Annotated in this window: 17 protein-coding genes; 6 read left to right on the forward strand and 11 right to left on the reverse strand. The window is 66.5% G+C overall.

Annotated features, from left to right (window positions below):
- Positions 1 to 55: 55 nt before the first annotated feature.
- From B9N75_RS02035 to B9N75_RS02050, 4 genes are all read right to left on the reverse strand, one after another.
- Positions 56 to 274: a hypothetical protein gene (locus B9N75_RS02035; RefSeq protein WP_085217290.1), complete on the reverse strand. Its 219-nt coding sequence runs from the start codon at positions 272 to 274 to the stop codon at positions 56 to 58.
- Positions 275 to 334: 60 nt separating this feature from the next.
- Positions 335 to 880 carry a peptide-methionine (S)-S-oxide reductase MsrA gene (gene msrA / locus B9N75_RS02040; RefSeq protein ID WP_085217291.1) on the reverse strand — a complete coding sequence of 182 codons (546 nt, stop codon included), beginning with the start codon at positions 878 to 880 and terminating at the stop codon, positions 335 to 337.
- A 62-nt stretch (positions 881 to 942) separates the two neighbouring features.
- Entirely contained in the window at positions 943 to 2,580 is a 1,638-nt protein-coding gene (locus B9N75_RS02045) for a PAS domain-containing sensor histidine kinase (RefSeq protein WP_085217292.1), read from the reverse strand.
- A 4-nt stretch (positions 2,581 to 2,584) separates the two neighbouring features.
- Complete coding sequence (locus tag B9N75_RS02050) at positions 2,585 to 3,199, reverse strand: response regulator transcription factor (protein ID WP_244552401.1); 615 nt, start codon at positions 3,197 to 3,199, stop codon at positions 2,585 to 2,587.
- A 429-nt stretch (positions 3,200 to 3,628) separates the two neighbouring features.
- Between B9N75_RS02050 and B9N75_RS02055 the strand changes: the two genes are divergently transcribed.
- On the forward strand, positions 3,629 to 4,165 hold the full coding sequence (locus B9N75_RS02055) for a murein L,D-transpeptidase catalytic domain-containing protein (protein ID WP_085217293.1): 537 nt from the start codon (positions 3,629 to 3,631) through the stop codon (positions 4,163 to 4,165).
- 27 nt (positions 4,166 to 4,192) lie between these two features.
- Here the strand turns inward: B9N75_RS02055 and B9N75_RS02060 are convergent, their stop codons facing one another.
- The 4 genes from B9N75_RS02060 to B9N75_RS02075 all read right to left on the reverse strand — a co-directional run bounded on the left by B9N75_RS02060 (position 4,193) and on the right by B9N75_RS02075 (position 8,303).
- Entirely contained in the window at positions 4,193 to 5,446 is a 1,254-nt protein-coding gene (locus tag B9N75_RS02060; RefSeq protein WP_085217294.1) for a L,D-transpeptidase family protein, read from the reverse strand.
- Between the two features lie 108 nt (positions 5,447 to 5,554).
- Positions 5,555 to 6,412: an ATP-grasp domain-containing protein gene (locus tag B9N75_RS02065; protein ID WP_085217295.1), complete on the reverse strand. Its 858-nt coding sequence runs from the start codon at positions 6,410 to 6,412 to the stop codon at positions 5,555 to 5,557.
- Positions 6,409 to 7,563 carry an aminotransferase gene (locus B9N75_RS02070; protein WP_085217296.1) on the reverse strand — a complete coding sequence of 385 codons (1,155 nt, stop codon included), beginning with the start codon at positions 7,561 to 7,563 and terminating at the stop codon, positions 6,409 to 6,411. Before B9N75_RS02070 ends, B9N75_RS02065 begins: the two co-directional genes overlap by 4 nt.
- Positions 7,560 to 8,303, reverse strand: coding sequence for a DUF72 domain-containing protein (locus tag B9N75_RS02075; RefSeq protein WP_085217297.1), 744 nt, complete (start codon positions 8,301 to 8,303; stop codon positions 7,560 to 7,562). Before B9N75_RS02075 ends, B9N75_RS02070 begins: the two co-directional genes overlap by 4 nt.
- Positions 8,304 to 8,349: 46 nt before the next feature.
- Between B9N75_RS02075 and B9N75_RS02080 the strand changes: the two genes are divergently transcribed.
- From B9N75_RS02080 to B9N75_RS02090, 3 genes are all read left to right on the forward strand, one after another.
- Positions 8,350 to 9,585, forward strand: a complete 1,236-nt coding sequence (locus tag B9N75_RS02080) for an NAD(P)/FAD-dependent oxidoreductase (protein WP_085217298.1) — start codon at positions 8,350 to 8,352, stop codon at positions 9,583 to 9,585.
- The gene (locus B9N75_RS13865) at positions 9,582 to 10,754 is read left to right on the forward strand and encodes a serine hydrolase domain-containing protein (protein WP_085217299.1); all 1,173 of its coding nucleotides are present in this window, start codon (positions 9,582 to 9,584) and stop codon (positions 10,752 to 10,754) included. The genes B9N75_RS02080 and B9N75_RS13865 overlap by 4 nt, the downstream gene beginning before the upstream one ends.
- Positions 10,755 to 10,823: 69 nt before the next feature.
- Positions 10,824 to 11,210, forward strand: coding sequence for a PRC-barrel domain-containing protein (locus B9N75_RS02090; RefSeq protein WP_085217300.1), 387 nt, complete (start codon positions 10,824 to 10,826; stop codon positions 11,208 to 11,210).
- Here B9N75_RS02090 and B9N75_RS02095 read toward each other — a convergent pair.
- The gene (locus B9N75_RS02095) at positions 11,207 to 12,346 is read right to left on the reverse strand and encodes an NAD(P)/FAD-dependent oxidoreductase (protein WP_085217301.1); all 1,140 of its coding nucleotides are present in this window, start codon (positions 12,344 to 12,346) and stop codon (positions 11,207 to 11,209) included. The two genes, B9N75_RS02090 and B9N75_RS02095, sit on opposite strands and share 4 nt — an antisense overlap.
- A gap of 248 nt (positions 12,347 to 12,594) precedes the next feature.
- Here B9N75_RS02095 and B9N75_RS02100 point away from each other — a divergent pair, with 248 nt between their 5' ends.
- Positions 12,595 to 12,918, forward strand: coding sequence for a UrcA family protein (locus B9N75_RS02100; RefSeq protein ID WP_085217302.1), 324 nt, complete (start codon positions 12,595 to 12,597; stop codon positions 12,916 to 12,918).
- Positions 12,919 to 12,982: 64 nt separating this feature from the next.
- Here B9N75_RS02100 and B9N75_RS02105 read toward each other — a convergent pair whose 3' ends face one another.
- Complete coding sequence (locus B9N75_RS02105; RefSeq protein ID WP_085217303.1) at positions 12,983 to 13,729, reverse strand: LytR/AlgR family response regulator transcription factor; 747 nt, start codon at positions 13,727 to 13,729, stop codon at positions 12,983 to 12,985.
- Complete coding sequence (locus tag B9N75_RS02110) at positions 13,722 to 14,849, reverse strand: sensor histidine kinase (RefSeq protein ID WP_085217304.1); 1,128 nt, start codon at positions 14,847 to 14,849, stop codon at positions 13,722 to 13,724. Before B9N75_RS02110 ends, B9N75_RS02105 begins: the two co-directional genes overlap by 8 nt.
- 296 nt (positions 14,850 to 15,145) lie before the next feature.
- Here B9N75_RS02110 and B9N75_RS02115 point away from each other — a divergent pair, with 296 nt between their 5' ends.
- Positions 15,146 to 15,925: a transglutaminase-like domain-containing protein gene (locus B9N75_RS02115; protein WP_085217305.1), complete on the forward strand. Its 780-nt coding sequence runs from the start codon at positions 15,146 to 15,148 to the stop codon at positions 15,923 to 15,925.
- Positions 15,926 to 15,945: the final 20 nt, after the last annotated feature.

Here is a 15,945-nt window from a genome sequence, read left to right on the forward strand (position 1 = left end):
CCAGTTATTCGGTTTCTTATAAGACACTAGGCCGCGGCTTTCGCCGGGAAACGGGTTACGCGCGCGGCGCGGCGCCGCGGCGGCGTTCGCGCTCCTTGTGCGCGTCATAGGCTTTCTTCGCGAGATAGCCGCCGCCGATGGCGAGGCCGAGCGGGCCGAATGCGCGCCGTAGCACGACCGGCGCCAGCGCGCCGATCAGCAGGCCCTTGGTGCCGTCTCCGTAACGTGCGCCGATACGCTTGCCGACCGCGCCGCCGATGATCTTGCCGAACATGGATATTCCCTCCCGAAATGGTTGCCGGATCAAGCGCCGGAAGGCGCCGATTGTTCCGCCTCAGGCAGAGACGCCATCCTTCAGCCGCGCGGCAAAGCTCTTCCGGAGCTTCTGCAGCTTGGGAGGGATGACCGCGAGGCAATAGGGGTTCCGCTGCCCCTCGCCTTCCCAATAATCCTGATGATAATCCTCGGCCGGATACCAATCGGCGAGCGGCTCGATCGTCGTGACGATGGGATCCTTCCAGTCCGCCTGCGAACGCTCGATCGCGCGTTTGGCCGCCTCCTCCTGCTCGGAGGAGTGCGGGAAGATGGCCGAGCGATATTGGGTGCCAACATCGTTGCCCTGCCGGTTGAGCTGGGTCGGATCGTGCGTAGCGAAGAACATGTCGAGCAGATCGTCATAGGAGACCTGCGCAGGATCGTAGGTCAGGCGGATCGCCTCGGCATGGCCGGTGTCGCCGCCGCAGACCTGCTTGTAAGTGGGATCGGCGACGTAGCCGCCGATATAACCGCTCTCGACGCGCTCGACGCCGGTGACGTCCTTGAACACCGCTTCCGTGCACCAGAAGCATCCGCCCGCCAAGGTTGCCGTTTCGTGCGCCATATTCGCCTCGCTGATTGGGGAACCAGCGAGATAGGAAGCCGGAGCCGCCTTTGAAATAGGCGTCAGACGTCGACCGGGCGACGGCTGCGCGGCACGGTGAACCGGAACACCGCGCCGCCGTCGGGCGCGTCGTCCGCCCAAATGCGGCCGCCGTGCGCCTCGACGATCGTCCGGCAGATCGACAGACCGATGCCCATCCCGTCAGGCGAGGTGCCGTGGAATGGCGAGAAAAGCGCATCGCGGATTTTCTCGGGCAGGCCGCAGCCGGTGTCGGCGACACTGACCTCGATCATCCCGTCGGCAAGCGGCACCGCACCGATGGTGATCTCGCGCCGGGGCAGGTCCTTCATCGCCTCGACGGCATTGCGGACGAGATTGATCAGCACCTGCTGGAGCTGGACGCGGTCCGCCTCCACCCAGTGCGCGGCGGGATCGATATGGACCTGGTGGACGACGCCCTGGCGCTTGGCATCGATGAAGGCGAGCACCGCCGCATCCTCGACGATGCGGTGCAGTTCCTCCCGCCGGATGCGGACATTGCCTCGCGCGACGAGTTCGCGCAGGCCGCGAACGATCTCGCCGGCGCGGATCGCGCTCGCCTCTGCCGCTTCGATCGCCACCCGCACCGCATCGACGTTTGACGCGCCGCCGGCGAGCAGACGGCTGCTGCCCGCCATATAATTGGTGATCGCGGTCAGCGGCTGGTTGAGCTCGTGCGCCAGCGTGGAGGCGAGCGCGCCCATCGCGCTCAGCCGCGAGACATGGACCAGCTCGGCCTGGACGCGCTGCAGTTTCTCTTCCGCACGGCGGCGATCGGTGATGTCGGACATCGAGCCCACCGCGCGGATCGACCGGTTCTGGTCGTCATGGATGATGAAGCCACGATCGAAAATATGGCGATATTCGCCGGAAGCGTCGCGGAAGCGATAGGTTTCGGCCCAGTTGGACCAGCCGTTCTCCAGCGCTTGCCCGAAACTGGCGGAGACGCGCGCATGGTCGTCCGGATGCAGCTTCTCGTTCCACCAGCCGAGCGGGGTCGGGCCGTCGCCGAGCTCATAGCCGAAGATCGGCGCGGTCGCGTCGTTCCAGACGACGCGATTGTTGACGAGATCATAGTCCCAGATCACGTCGTGCGTGGCGAGGACGGCAAGGCGATAGCGTTCATCGGCGTCGCGGAGTGCCCGCTCCGCCTCCCGGCTGTCGTGGACGTCCTCGGTGATACCGTACCAGCGAACGAGCTCGCCGTTCTTGCCGAACAACGGCACCGCGCGCGCCGCAAACCAGCGCAGCCCCCCGTCTGACATCCGCAGCCGGAAATAGGAATCGCAACGCCGCCTCTCGGCGACCGCACGCCGGGCGCTTTCCAGCATGATCGGAAAATCAGCGGGATGGACGGCCTTTTTCCAGACCTCGACCAGATCCTCGCCCGCCTTGGCACCGATCAGTGCGGCAAAGGTGGGGGTGATGTGCGTGATGTAGCCGTTGGCATCGGCGGTCCAGGCGAACTGGTCCGCAAGCTCGAGTGTGTATCGGTAGAGCTCTTCCGATTCGCGCATCGCGGCTTCCGATGCGCGGAGGCGCCGGTTGTCGGCGGCCAGACGTTCGCAGCGCGCTTCGAGATCGGCGATGCGACGCGCCTCGCTGCCGAATGCGGGTTCGCGGCGCAGCCGCGGCCGGGAGCGGGACGACGACCGTGCCACCGGATCAATCAGATGGCGGCGTCATCCCAGCCTGAACGGCAAGGGTCAGCGCCTCGGCCAGATTGCGCACCTGCAGCCGGCTCATCATGTTGGCGCGATGCATCTCGACGGTGCGCAGGCTGATGTCGAGATCGCGGGCGATGAGCTTGTTGGAGAGGCCGCGCATAAGCCCTTCGAGCACTTCGCGTTCGCGGGCGGTGAGGAGATCGATCCGCTCGCGCGCGGCAAGGACGGCTCGCCGCTTTTCACCGCGGTGCTCGAGCATCTCGAAGCCGCGATCGAGCCCGGCGAGCAGAACCGACTCGTCGAACGGCTTTTCGAGGAAATCGACCGCTCCCATCTTCATTGCCCGCACCGCGATCGGCACTTCACCGTGGCCCGTCATCACCACCACAGGCCAATCGACGCCGCGCTCGGACAAAGCGCCCATCACCTGAAAACCGTCCAGATCGGGCATGCGCAGATCGAGCAGGACGCAGCCCGGATCGAGCTCCTTCACGCTGTCCAGAAGATCTTCGCCGCTGACGAACGGGCGCGAATGTATTCCCGCCGCGCCCAGCATGAAGCTTATCGAGCAGCGGACATCACGATCGTCATCGACCACATAAACGTGTTTCAAAACGAAACTACCAACCTCGGCATAGCTTGGACGGCCGGATTATGCCCCGGCCGTCACGTAAGTCTTAACGACCTCAAGTCAACTGGTCGGCTCCGAGACCGGCCACCGCGGACAGCAGATGGACCGGCCCCGGCAGTGACGGGAGTGGCGCCTAAGGACACGGACGCGAAGCCACTTCAACCTAGCAACCTTACGGTATCGTTCCGATCACGGGCCGGAAAAGAACGTTTGTTCCAAAGGATGCGGCGAAACGACGCCGTACCGCGACCAGTGCGTCGCAAAGGTGACCTCATTCATTGAGTCGCAACCCCGCGCGCGATACTTTTCAGATGCGATTGCACTGGGGAGGGTGAAGCGATTTTCACGCGCAGAAATTTATTGGTTACTGGCGCCGCGGCGGGCTTGTCGGCCACTGTTCCGGCCCGGGCGATGGCGACCGTTTTCCCGTCGCAGCCGCAGATCGACCCGAGTCTCAAGCAGCGCGCGCTCGATGCGCTGGCCGCAAAGGGCAACAGCATCGCCTATAAGGATGTTGTGGGGATCGTCGATTTCCGCCGCGCCTCGCGGGATCCTCGCTTCTATCTGGTCGAAATGGCGAGCGGGATGACCACCAGCTATCATTGCGCGCACGGCCGCGGGTCCGATCCGACCCACAGCGGCTATCTCGAGCGTTTCTCGAACGAGATCGGATCGGAAGCGACGTCGCGCGGGTCGTTCGTCACCGGCGACGTTTATTACGGGAAGTATGGCCGTTCGCTGCGCCTGACGGGGCTCGATCCCGACAATTACAACGCCGACGCGCGGGCCATCGTCGTTCACAGTGCGCGCTATGCCGAGGACGAGCAGATCGCCCGCTTCGGCAAGCTCGGCCGCTCCGAGGGCTGTTTCGCGCTCTCGCAGATCAGCCTGCAATATGTGCTGCTGAAGCTCGGCCCCGGCCGTTTGCTTTATTCCGACAAGGTCTGACCGGCCCCGCCCGCAGGGGCGCGCCGATCAGTTCGCGGCCAGCTTCGTCACGCCGCTCCGGTCCGCCAGCGCGGTCGCCACCGGTTTGTCGCGGCCGTAGATGTCGCTGTAGGCGATCACCTCGTTCTTGTCGGCCACCGCCGCGGCGGTGAAATAGGTGATGTAGACCGGGATCGGCGCGGCGAGATTGGCCTGGACCGTCTTGCCCGACGCCAACGTCTCATTGATCTTGGCGGTATCCCACAGCGACGCGTCCTCGAGCAGGATGCCGGTGAAGCCGATCGCATCCTCGGTGCGGATGCAGCCGTGGCTGTAGGCACGCATCTGTTTGTCGAAGAGGCCCTTGGCGTTGGTGTCGTGCAGATAGATGGCGTGCGGGTTGGGCATCACCAGCTTGACCTTGCCGAGCGCGTTGGCCGGGCCGGGCGGCTGGCGGTAGCGGAAACCGTTCTCACCGACCTTGACGCGGACATAGCCCTTCTTGCCCGCCACTTCCTTATTGATGCTGGCGGGCACCTCCCACCAGGGATTGAAGATCGCGCCGGAGATCGTGGCGTTGAGTTGCGGCGTTGCGGTCTTGACCGCTCCCGCGACCGCGCGGCGGCGGGCGATCACCCGGCCGTCCTCGACCAGCGCGACCGAATAGGCGGGCACGTTGACGATGACATATTTGCGGCCGAGATCGCGCGGCAGCCAGCGCCACCGATCCATGTTGACGCGGATCTTGTCGCGCTTGGCGGCATCGGTGGTGCCCGCGAGCACCGACTTCAGCTCCTGATATTGCGGGTGCGTCGGCAGCAGCGCGTTCAGCGTGTCGTGGACACTGTGCTGCTGCACCGCGCGCTCCATCATCGCATATTGCTCGTTGCCGTTGAGATCGGGGTCCTCGATGTGCCAGTCGATCCGCGCATCACCGCGGACATGGCCGAGCGCCAGATCCGACGAAAGCTTGAGGAAGGTCTGCGTGGCAACGCTGTCGAGCCGCGCGGCATCGCCCCCGTCGATCGCCTGGCGCAGCGCATCGGGCGCGTAATCGGCGGGATCGAGCCCCTCCTCGCCGACGCGCTGGACATAGGCCAGCAGATCCTCGGCATCGCGCTTCGGCCAGGAGACGGTGATCGGCGACACCAGCGGCGCGGCGCCCGGATCGGCGGGCCGCATCGCCGGCGGCGGCGGCGCGACCGGAACGATCTGCCCTGCGCCAACAGGATCCTGCTGCGCGGCGATCGGCGCGGCACTGGCGAGCAGCGGAAGAAGAATGGCGAGACGACGGATATGCATGAGGGCCCCTTACCCTAAACTGCCGATCCGCGCCAAGCACGGCATCGGTTCGCCGCAGTCCTGCACCGTCCAGCCTGAACAGCGCGCGAACGGGCCGTCGCGCGCCGTTCAGCCGAGCCGTTCGGTGACCGCTTGGCCAAACAGCGCCCCGGCGGCGGGATCATGCTCCAGATAGAGGTCCGGCTCGATCGCCTCCATCTCGATGAGCAGCAGAGCGCCTTCGTGCCGGACGAGATCGATACGTGCATAGAGCAGCGGCTTGCCCGCCGCGGTTAGTACGGCTTCCGCGGCTGCAAGTTCGTCCGGCGCCGCCTCGTGCCGGGTGATGATGCCGTCGAACTCGGGCTGGACGCGGAAATCGCCGGGCTGCGGGCGCTTGCGGATCGCGTGGCTGAACCGGCCGCCGAAATAGAGCAGCGACAGCTCGCCGCCCGCCTCGATATCCGGAAGGAAGGGCTGGATGATCGCGGCGCCCGTCGGCCCCGCATCGATCGGATCGCCAGGCGACCAGCGGATCGTCTGCCACGCGCCGGAGGAGAAACGCGGCTTGGCGACGAGTTTATCGGTGCAGAACGCCGCGGCGGCGACCGCCATCTCGTCCGGCGTGACGCGATCGACGTAGCGCGCGGGAACGACCGGTGCGCCGCGCTCCGCCAGCATGCCGAGATAGACCTTGTCGGCGTTCCAGCGCAGCACCTCCGGCCCGTTGGCGAGGCGCACGCTCGCCGCTTTCCAGCCCGATACCATGTCGCGCCAGCGCTCCGGCTGCTTGGGATAGCCCCAGGCGAGCAGCGGCAGCACGAGATCGGCCGCGGTAAGGTCGCCCGCATCGGTCCAGGGCCGATGGTCCACCGCATAGCCCAGCGCGCGGAGCGGTGCGGCGTTGCGGTCGAGCACTGCGGGCCAGCGCATCGCCGCTTCCGGCCCCGCCGGGTCGGGCGTGAGGATCACGACCCGCCGCGTCATGCAAACAGCGACCGCGCCGCCGCCAACCGCTTCAGCCCTTCGTCGATCGTCTCCTGCTTCTTGGCAAAGCAGAGGCGGATCACGTTGGTCACCGGTGTTTCCTCGAAGAAGGCAGTTAGCGGGATAGCGGCGATCCCGGCTTCGCGCACCGCGCGTTCGCAAAAGGTGAGATCGTCCGCCGCGATGCCCGACGCGGTGAGATCGACGCAGAGGAAATAGGAGCCCTCACCCGGCAGAACCACATAGCCCGCGTCGGCAAGCCCGTCCGCGAGCCGGTCGCGTGCCACAGCGAAGGCCGCGCGCATGTCGCGATAATAGGCCTCGTCCTTGCCGAGCCCGTAGGCGACCGCAGCCTGGAGATTGGGCGGTGTGGTGAAGGTGACGAACTGGTGCGCCTTGGTGATCGGATCGCCGAGCGCCGCCGGCGCCGCGATCCAGCCGACCTTCCAGCCGGTCAGCGAGAAGATCTTGCCGGCCGATCCCACCTTCACCGTGCGATCACTCATTCCCGGCAGGCTAGCCAGCGGCAGGTGCGCCGCGCCGCCCGGCATGACATGCTCCCAAACCTCATCGCTGAGCACGATGAGATCGCGCGCCACGCAGACCTCGGCGAGCGCCGTAAGTTCGTCCTGGCTGAAAGCACGACCGGTAGGATTATGCGGATTGTTGAAGACGACAAGCCGCGTGCGCGGCGTGAGCGCGGCCTCGATCGCCTCTCGCGTGATCCGCCACTCGGGCGGGCGCAACGCCACGTAGCGCGGCACGCCGCCCCCGCGCCGCACCATCGGAACATAGGCATCATAGAGGGGCTGGAAGAGCAGCACCTCGTCCCCCGGCTCGATCAGCGCGAGCAGCGCCGACGCCAGCGCTTCCGTGGCGCCCGAAGTGACGGTGATCTCGTCGGGCGCATAAGCGATGCCCTGATGCTGGCTGTAATGATCTGCCACTGCCGCGCGGAGTTCGGGAAGCCCCCGCATCGGCGGATATTGGCTCGCGGCGCCGGTGAGCAGCTCCGCCGCCTTCGCGACGACATCCTCGGGCCAGCCGAAATCGGGGAAGCCTTGGCCGAGATTGACCGCGCCAAGCTCACGCGCGGCGAGCGACATCCGCTCGAACACCGAGGTCGGGATATCTCGGAATAGCGGGTTCATAGCCGGGCGATCAGCGCCTCTGCTGCGGCCGGCGCACGCACCTTCGCGCCGTTGATCATGAACAGATAGGCGTCGCGGCCGTCCTTCGCCCACCCCGTTGCCTGCCCGGCGAAGCCGTCGAGCGCGGCGGCGGGATAGCCGGTTTTCACTTTCTCCTTGGCATCCTGCAGCCGGGCGTAACGGAACTCGGCGGTGTCCGCGTCGAAACAGGGATGCTCTTTCGAATCCGCGTAGACGATCGCGACACCCGCCTTGCGCGCCATCTCGGCGAAAGCGGGATCAGCGAAACTTTCGTGGCGCGGCTCGAGCGCGTGGCGGAGCGGGACGCCGGCATGGCTTTTGGGCAGCAGCGCAATGAAGGCGCGCATGTCGTCGGGATCGAACTGCTTGGTGCCCATGAACTGCCAGAGGATCGGCCCGAGCTTCGGGCCTAGCTCGGTCAACCCCTGGCCGACGAACTTCTCCACCGCCTCCCCAGCTTCGGCGAGGACGCGGCGGTTGGTGCAGAAGCGGCTCGCCTTGACCGCGAAGCGGAAGCCGTCGGGCACCGCCTCCGCCCATTTGGCAAACGTCTCGGGCTTCTGCAGCCGGTAATAGGTCGCATTGACCTCGGTCGCGGTGAGATGCTCGCCGACATAGTGGAGCTGCTTCGCCTTGGGCCATTTGTCGGGGAAGAAGGTGCCCCGCCAAGGCTCATAGTCCCAGCCGCCGATGCCGACGAAGATGCTGCCGCGCGCCATGCTCCACCCCTAGTCAGCCATCGGGCGCCAAGCTACCCCTTCGCACATGATCCGGAGCGACATTCTTATCGTGGGCGCGGGCCATGGCGGCGCGCAGGCGGCGATCGCGCTGCGCCAAGGCGGATATGACGGCAGCATCACGATCGTCGGCGACGAACCCGAGTTGCCCTACGAGCGGCCACCCCTCTCGAAGGATTATCTCGCCGGCAACAAACCGTTCGAGCGGATGCTGATCCGCCCTCCTGCCTTCTGGGCGGAACGCGCGGTGGAAATCGTCACCGGCGTTGCGGTCGAGGCGGTCGATCCCGCGACGCATGAAGCACGTCTCTCGAACTGTGCAACGATCGGTTACGGCACGATGATCTGGGCAACTGGGGGGCGACCGCGGTCGCTGGTTTGCGGCGGCACGGACCTGGCCGGCATCCACGCCGTGCGCAGCCGCGCCGACGTCGACCGGATGATCGTCGAACTAGCGGAGCCGCGGCGTGTCGCGGTCATAGGCGGCGGCTATATCGGGCTCGAGGCGGCGGCGGTGCTGACCGAGCTCGGCCACCGCGTCGTGCTGCTGGAAGCGATGGACCGCGTTCTGGCGCGCGTCGCGGGGCCGCCGATATCGCGCTTCTACGAAGCCGAGCACCGCGCGCAGGGCGTCGACGTGCGGTTAGGCGTGACGGTGGATTGCATCGAGGGTGCGGAAGACCGCGTGCGGGGCGTCCGGCTCGCCGACGGAACGACGATCGACGCCGACATAGCCATCGTCGGTATCGGCATCGATCCTGCCGTGGGTCCGCTCATGGAGGCGGGCGCGGAATGCTCCAATGGCGTCCACGTTGATGAATATTGCCGGACCAGCCTGCCCCACATCTATGCGATCGGCGACTGTGCGGCGCACGAGAACCGGTTCGCGGGCGCACGCGTCCGTATCGAATCCGTGCAGAACGCCACCGACCAGGCGGCCACCGCAGCCCGCGCGATTCTCGGCATGCCGGAGCCTTACGCCGCCGTGCCCTGGTTCTGGTCCAACCAATATGATCTCAGACTGCAGACGGTGGGGCTTTCCGCCAGGCATGACGATCTCGTCGTCCGCGGAGATCCGGCGGCGCGCAGCTTCGCGGTTATCTATCTGAAAGGAGGCCGGGTGCTCGCGCTGGATTGCGTCAACGCGACCAAGGATTACGTCCAAGGCCGCAAGCTGGTGACCGATGCGATGGCGGTGGACCGAGATCGCCTTGCCGATGCCGCGACGCCGCTCAAGTCGCTGCACGAAGAGATGGTGGCATGATCCGCGCCTTTGCCGCGTTGCTCCTCCTCGGCGGCTGCACGACTATCTCGCGCGACGCGGCGCCGCCCGCGCATCAAGCGGCGGCGTGGGTACAGTTTGACACGACCGGCATTACCGCCTCCGGTGCAGATGGCATGGCGGCGCCCGGTCGCCATCTTACCATCGACGATCCGGTGCGGATCGCGTCCATCTCGAAGCTGGTTGTCGCGCTCGGTGTGATGCGGCTGGTCGAGCAGGGCGTGCTCGATCTCGATGCGGACGTCTCACGCCATCTTGGCTGGGAGTTGCGCAACCCGGCCTTCCCCGACGCACCAGTGACGTTGCGGTACCTGCTCTCGCATACCTCGGGCCTGCGCGACGATGTCGATTATGCGCTACCGCTCGATGTCACGCTGCGGGACGCGATTGCCGATCCCAAGGCGTTCGCTCCCGGCCATCCGCCCGGCGCCTTCTTCAAATATTCCAACCTCGGTTTTCCGGTGATCGCGACGGTGATGGAGCGCGCGACCGGCGAGCGGTTCGACCGGTTGATGGGCCGGCTTGTGATCCGGCCGCTCGGCCTCTCCGCCTGTTTCAACTGGCCGTCTTGTAGCGATGCGACGTTGGCGCGCGCCGTGGTGCTGACCGAGCCCGACGGAACGCCGATCCGCGACGATCTCGGCGGCAGGCAGCCCGCTTGCCCCGTCGTCCCCGCACGCGACGGCAGTTGCGACTGGCAGGCCTATCGCATCGGCACCAACGGCGCGCTCTTCTCGCCGCAGGGGGGCTTGCGCATCTCCGCGCGCGATCTCGCGGCGGTAGGCCGCCTGATCATCAATCGCGGCCGCCACAACGGCGCCGCATTCCTCTCGCCTGCCGGCATCGCGGAGATGACCGGGCCGCAGTGGACGTTCGACGGCAGCAACGGCGACAGCGAAGCGGGTTTCTACTGCGCCTATGGGCTCGGCGTGCAGATCCTCGCCTACTGTCCGCCGCGCGACGACCTGTTCGGCGACGCGCGACCGCACTTGGGCCATGCTGGTGATGCCTATGGTCTGAAATCGGGCCTGTGGATCGATGGGAATCGCGGCGTCGCTTATTTCGCGACCGGAATCGCCGACGACGCGCCGCGCGGCCGTACCGCCTATCGGGCGATCGAGGAGTGGCTGGCGGTCCGCGCAAACCGCTGATTTGCGTGCTTCGCAACGCGTTTCGTGCTAAGTCGAAGCTCCGGGGGCGAGTCTGCAAGGAGACGAGCCATGACCCTCCAGCAAGTGGGTCCCGATCTCGACTATGCGCATGAGCTGATTTCGTCGCGGCGCGTGGAAGGCACGCCGGTTTATGACCGGGGCGGCAAGAAGATCGGCGCTATCCACTCGGTAATGATCGGCAAGACCAACGGCCAGGTCGCATACGCACTGATGTCGTTCGGCGGCTTTCTCGGCATGCGCGAGCATGTCCACCCGATCCCGTGGGACATGCTGCGCTATGACATGGACCATGACGGCTACACCGTCGATCTCGCCGCGGACCAGTTGAAGGATGCGCCGGCGCTGCACCTCGACGAAGCGGATCGCCCGCGCGACCGCGAATATGAGGAGCGGATGTACAATTATTACGACCGCCTGCCCTGGTGGGGCCTCTAGGCTGAGACGAGCCGGTCGGGCGTGATATCGTCGCGCTCGACCGACAGCGCAGCAAGTTCGGCAGGCCATTCGCGGCCGAGGATCAGCGCCTCGGTGGCGAGCGCCATCGCTGGCGCGGTCTGGAGGCCGAAGCCCCCCTGCCCGGCCAGCCAGAAGAAGCCGGGCGCGTCGGGCGCGAAGCCGGCTACGGGCACGCGGTCCGCCGAGAAAGTCCTGAGGCCCGCCCAGCGGTGCTGGATGCGGCGCACCTCCAGCGTCGTCCACTGCTCGGCGCGATGGGCGGCGAGCGCGACGTCATATTCCTCGGGGCTCGCATCCCCGGGAACGTCCTCGATCTCGTCGACCGGCGAGGCCATCAGCTTGCCGCCTTCGGGCAGCATGTAAAATTCGTCGGCCGCGGTCTTCACGAACGGCCAGCCGCGAGCGTCGACGCCTTCGGGCGGATCGACGACGATGATCGTGCGGCGCAGCGGCGTGAGGCCGAGCGGCCGCACACCCGCCATCTCCGCCAAGCCGTCCGCCCATGCACCCGCTGCGTCGATCAGCACCGGCGCGGACCAGCGGTCGCCCTTGCCATCGACCACCTCCCAGTCGCTGCCAGCTTTCCGCACCGAAGCGATGCGGCGCCCTGTCGAAACTTCGCCACCCGCGCCGCGCACCGCCCGCGCATAGCCTTGCAGCAAGGCATCGGAATCGAGCCGAAGACCACCGCGATCGACGACACCCGCCACCGTCGCCTCGCCGCCGAAACGCAGCACCGGGCATAGCGCCCGTATCTCGGCCTCGTCGACGCGCGCGATGGTGTCGGTGAAGCGCGCCATCTCCGCCTCCAGCGCGTCGAGCACCGGCAGCATCGCCTCGTTGGCCACGAACAGCGCCGGCGTCTGCCGTGCGAGCGGCACGTCGGCGAAGCCCTCGGGCGGTGCCTGGAAGACGGCGCGGCTGTAGGATGTCATGCCGCGCACCGGGCGGTTGCCAATGCCGTAATGCGCGAAGGTCGCGCTGCGCCCCGACGAATGATAGCCGACCGCGTCCTCCGCCTCGAGCACGACGACGCGGCCCTGCGCGGCGAGCCGTGCCGCAGCGGAAAGGCCGGCGATGCCGCCGCCGACCACCAGGAATTCGGCCTGTGCCATAGCGCGTGCCTTCTATGGCGTGCGGCCCCGCGGTCAATCCGCTTTCCCGTCCGCCGCTCGTCGAAGCCGGGCCGCGCTTCGTCGAGCGCAGCCGCCCCCAGCCGAAGGATCGGCAGTCGCGGTCGATGCGCGCGGGCGGGAAGGACGGCGCCGTCGTAATCAGGATCCGACGGCAGTGATCGCCTGCCTAAACAGCCCCCGCCGGTCGGTTGCTGCCGTCGCCATACCTCGCAGGAAGGAACCAAAAGATGCTCAAGAACATCGCCCTCGCCGCGATAGCCGCGGCAACGCTGGCCAGCCCGCACATCGGCCATGCCGCGCAGATCGACAGGGAAGCGATCGTCCGTTTCGGCGATCTCAACCTCGCCAGCAGCGCCGGCCAGGCGATGCTCGCCAGCCGGATCAGTGCCGCCGCCAACAAGGTCTGCTATCATTTCGGCACGATCACGCTGCAGCAGTTCATGGAACAGCGCACCTGCCGCGACGAGCTGCGCGATCGTGCGATCGACGCGGTTAACGGCCAGATGGCGTTCAACGATCAGCCCAGCATGTCCGCCGCAGCCAGCCGTTGATCCCCGCTGCTGCGGATACGAGGCGGCGGCGCCCTATCGCCGCCGCCTCATTTTTCAGAGCTGGTCAGCCGCGGGCTGCGATCGCTTTGACGTCGGCGACATAGCTGCGGCCGATCCGCACCTCGCTGCCGTCGGTCAGCCGCGCCGCCCAATGGCCCATCGCGTCGCGGACCAGCCCGGCGATCTTGTCGCGGCGGATGATGACCGAGCGATGGACGCGGATGAAATATGCCGGATCCAGCTCCCCCTCGAGCTTCGCGATCGTCCGATAGATCAGCCAGGAGCGCAGCCCGACGTGGAGGCGCATATAATCGCGCTCCGCCGTCACCTTGTCGATGTCGCCGGCGGCGATGCGGACGAGGCCGTTGTGGTCCGGAACCCAGAACTCCTCGACATAGCGGGTCGGATGCACCCGCTCCGGCTTGCCGTTGTCGAGCTGGAAGCGCGCGCGCTCAAGCGCACGGGCCAGCCGGTCGGTCTCGACCGGCTTCATCAGATAATCCACCGCCGCGACGTCGAAGGCGGCGACCGCGAAATTGTCGAAGGCGGTGATGAAGATGATCGCCGGATCGACGTCGCTCCCAGCCAGCCGCCGCGCGACCTCGATGCCGTCCATCTCGGGCATCGCGATGTCGAGCAGCAGCACGTCGGGCTTCATCGCCGCGGCGATGCGCAGTGCGCCTTCCCCGTCCGCAGCGGTGCCAACCAGGCTCACGCCTTCGCACTTCGCGAGCAGCAGCTGCAGCCGCTCGATCGCCAGCGGCTCGTCATCGACGATGAGGACGCGGAGCGGCTCGCCTGGATCAGGCATCGGCCACCAGCGGCATGATGACATGGACGGTGTATCCGCCTTGCGGATCGCCGCCGTGGAAGCAACCGGCCTGGACGCCGTAACGCGCGATCAGCCGATCGCAGACGTTGCGGAGGCCCACGCCGGTACCCTCGAGCGAGCTCTCCTCCGGCGGCGGCGCATCGCCGTCGTCCCGAACCTTGATGTGGAGCCGCCCCGCCTCTGTGCGCGCGCTGATCGATAGCGTCACCGCCTTGCGCGATTTGGCGACACCATATTTGATCGCATTCTCGACGACAGGCTGCAGGATCAGGATCGGCACGCGCACGGTCTTCAGCTCGTCGGGAATGTCGATCACGACGTTCAGCCGCTCTGGAAAGCGCACCTGCTCGATATCGAGATAGAGGCGCTGCAGTTTGATCTCCTCCTCCAGCGGAACGTCAGCGGTCGGATCGGCGGACAGCGTGGTGCGGAAGAAAGTGGATAGGTTCATGATCATCCGTTCCGCGACGTCCGTGCGCTGCGACAGGATGAGCGAGGAGAGCGAGTTCAGCGTGTTGAACAGGAAGTGCGGATTGATCTGGTAGCGCAGCGCCCGGAGCTGCGCTTCCTGCGCCTCGCGCGCGAAGGCGGCAGCGCGGGTATCGGAGGCGCGGAGCTGCGCCGCATAGCTCATCGCGACGTAGAAGGCGGCCCAGCACGCGAAGAAGAAATACCAGCTCGTCGTGCTGTCGGCGATCATCGTGATCGCGTTCGACCAGTCCGACATCTGCTTTTCCATCCACGCTTCATCGGCGTAGCGAGCCTCGAGCGGGGAATAGAGGTAGAAGGCATAATAGCTGAATGTCGCGAAGATGAAGGAGGCGGGCAGGCACACGAGCCCCGCCACGATCCCCTTCTTGGCGAGGCTGGCCTGCGCCAAGGGCCTAAGGATCAGATAGATGCCGAAGGTGATGATCAGACCGGCCAGCACCACGGCGATGCGGCGCTGAAACATCTCCTCCTGCCCCTCGAACTGCATCAGAGCCGCTCGAGTCGTCACCAGTACGAAGTAGAAGCTCCAGAAGGCGGCCATCGTCTTCAGCGCGAGGCCGAGATCGGGCAGCCGCGCGCTAAGCGACCGGTGCTGGGGAAAATCCATATCGTCTATTAACGTCGGATCGTCCGCAAAGGAGTAAATGCGGGTGTCGTTAGCCGAACCGCGGCCGACGTTGGTCGAAAAAGACCTCGCGGCGAAAAGGCCGAGCCGCTCGTCTTCGCTGGTTTGACCGTCCCGGGCAACGGTGCGCGCGCCGATATTGTCCACCAAGTCGCTCGCCTCCCCGCCCCGCCCATAACCCAACCGTCCGCGTCGCACCAGTCTTGCGGGCGGGGGCTAGAACCGGCGGCGGAACGAAGGAGGCAGACGGCTGTTCTGCATGGCAGCAAGGGGGAGCGATGCGTCTCAAGGTCGATGCTTCATTAAACTATCATTTTCCGGCGCCGGCGGACGTTCTGCTGGCGATCGAGGTCGCGCAGATGCCCGACGAACGGCTGGTCGAGGACAAGCTGCGCGTCCGCACCAAGACGCCGCTGACCCCGGTGCCGGGCCAGCACGGCATCGGCCGGCGCACGTGGACCGCGGGCGAAGGCAGCTTCCTCGCCACCTATTCGGCGACGGTGGACGTCAAGCGCGATCCGCCCGACATCGCGACGCTGAAACGCGTGCCACGGCGCGACCTGCCCGCGCGCGCGATCGATTATCTCTGGCCGAGCCGCTACTGCGAGGTCGAGAAATTGAAGCCGTTCGCGCTCGACACGTTCGGCGCGATCGAGGGCGGCGGCGCGGTCGCGGCGATGGCGGAATGGACCCGCGCGAACCTCCGCTACGAGGCGGGGAGCAGCGACGGCAACACCACGGCCGCCGACACCTTCGCCGACAAGCGCGGCATCTGCCGTGACTTCGCGCATGTAATGATCACGTTCGCGCGGGCCCTCGACATTCCGGCGCGCATGGTCAGCGCTTATGCCTGGAACCTCGAGCCGCAGGATTTCCACGCGGTGGTCGAAGTCTATCTCGACGGCGGCTGGTATCTGGTCGATCCGACCGGCCTTGCTCCGGTCGAAGGCCTCGTCCGCATCTGCGTCGGGCGCGACGCGACCGACATCAGTTTCATGACCATCTTCGGCGAGGCCGAGCTCGTCGAGCAGAGCGTCAACGTCGAACGGATCGATTGACGGGAACGGGCCGTCAGGCG

This window comes from Allosphingosinicella indica (assembly GCF_900177405.1).
Lineage (GTDB): Bacteria > Pseudomonadota > Alphaproteobacteria > Sphingomonadales > Sphingomonadaceae > Allosphingosinicella > Allosphingosinicella indica.

Coding starts and splice junctions, on each gene's coding strand:
- B9N75_RS02055 (WP_085217293.1), top strand. CDS start 3,629: ATGGCGACCGTTTTCCCGTCGCAGCCGCAGATCGACCCGAGTCTCAAG.
- B9N75_RS02090 (WP_085217300.1), top strand. CDS start 10,824: ATGACCCTCCAGCAAGTGGGTCCCGATCTCGACTATGCGCATGAGCTG.
- B9N75_RS02070 (WP_085217296.1), bottom strand. CDS start 7,563: ATGAACCCGCTATTCCGAGATATCCCGACCTCGGTGTTCGAGCGGATG.
- B9N75_RS02095 (WP_085217301.1), bottom strand. CDS start 12,346: ATGGCACAGGCCGAATTCCTGGTGGTCGGCGGCGGCATCGCCGGCCTT.
- B9N75_RS02035 (WP_085217290.1), bottom strand. CDS start 274: ATGTTCGGCAAGATCATCGGCGGCGCGGTCGGCAAGCGTATCGGCGCA.
- B9N75_RS02075 (WP_085217297.1), bottom strand. CDS start 8,303: ATGGCGCGCGGCAGCATCTTCGTCGGCATCGGCGGCTGGGACTATGAG.
- B9N75_RS13865 (WP_085217299.1), top strand. CDS start 9,582: ATGATCCGCGCCTTTGCCGCGTTGCTCCTCCTCGGCGGCTGCACGACT.
- B9N75_RS02065 (WP_085217295.1), bottom strand. CDS start 6,412: ATGACGCGGCGGGTCGTGATCCTCACGCCCGACCCGGCGGGGCCGGAA.
- B9N75_RS02060 (WP_085217294.1), bottom strand. CDS start 5,446: ATGCATATCCGTCGTCTCGCCATTCTTCTTCCGCTGCTCGCCAGTGCC.
- B9N75_RS02080 (WP_085217298.1), top strand. CDS start 8,350: ATGATCCGGAGCGACATTCTTATCGTGGGCGCGGGCCATGGCGGCGCG.
- B9N75_RS02110 (WP_085217304.1), bottom strand. CDS start 14,849: ATGGATTTTCCCCAGCACCGGTCGCTTAGCGCGCGGCTGCCCGATCTC.
- B9N75_RS02115 (WP_085217305.1), top strand. CDS start 15,146: ATGCGTCTCAAGGTCGATGCTTCATTAAACTATCATTTTCCGGCGCCG.
- B9N75_RS02105 (WP_085217303.1), bottom strand. CDS start 13,729: ATGCCTGATCCAGGCGAGCCGCTCCGCGTCCTCATCGTCGATGACGAG.
- B9N75_RS02100 (WP_085217302.1), top strand. CDS start 12,595: ATGCTCAAGAACATCGCCCTCGCCGCGATAGCCGCGGCAACGCTGGCC.
- msrA (WP_085217291.1), bottom strand. CDS start 880: ATGGCGCACGAAACGGCAACCTTGGCGGGCGGATGCTTCTGGTGCACG.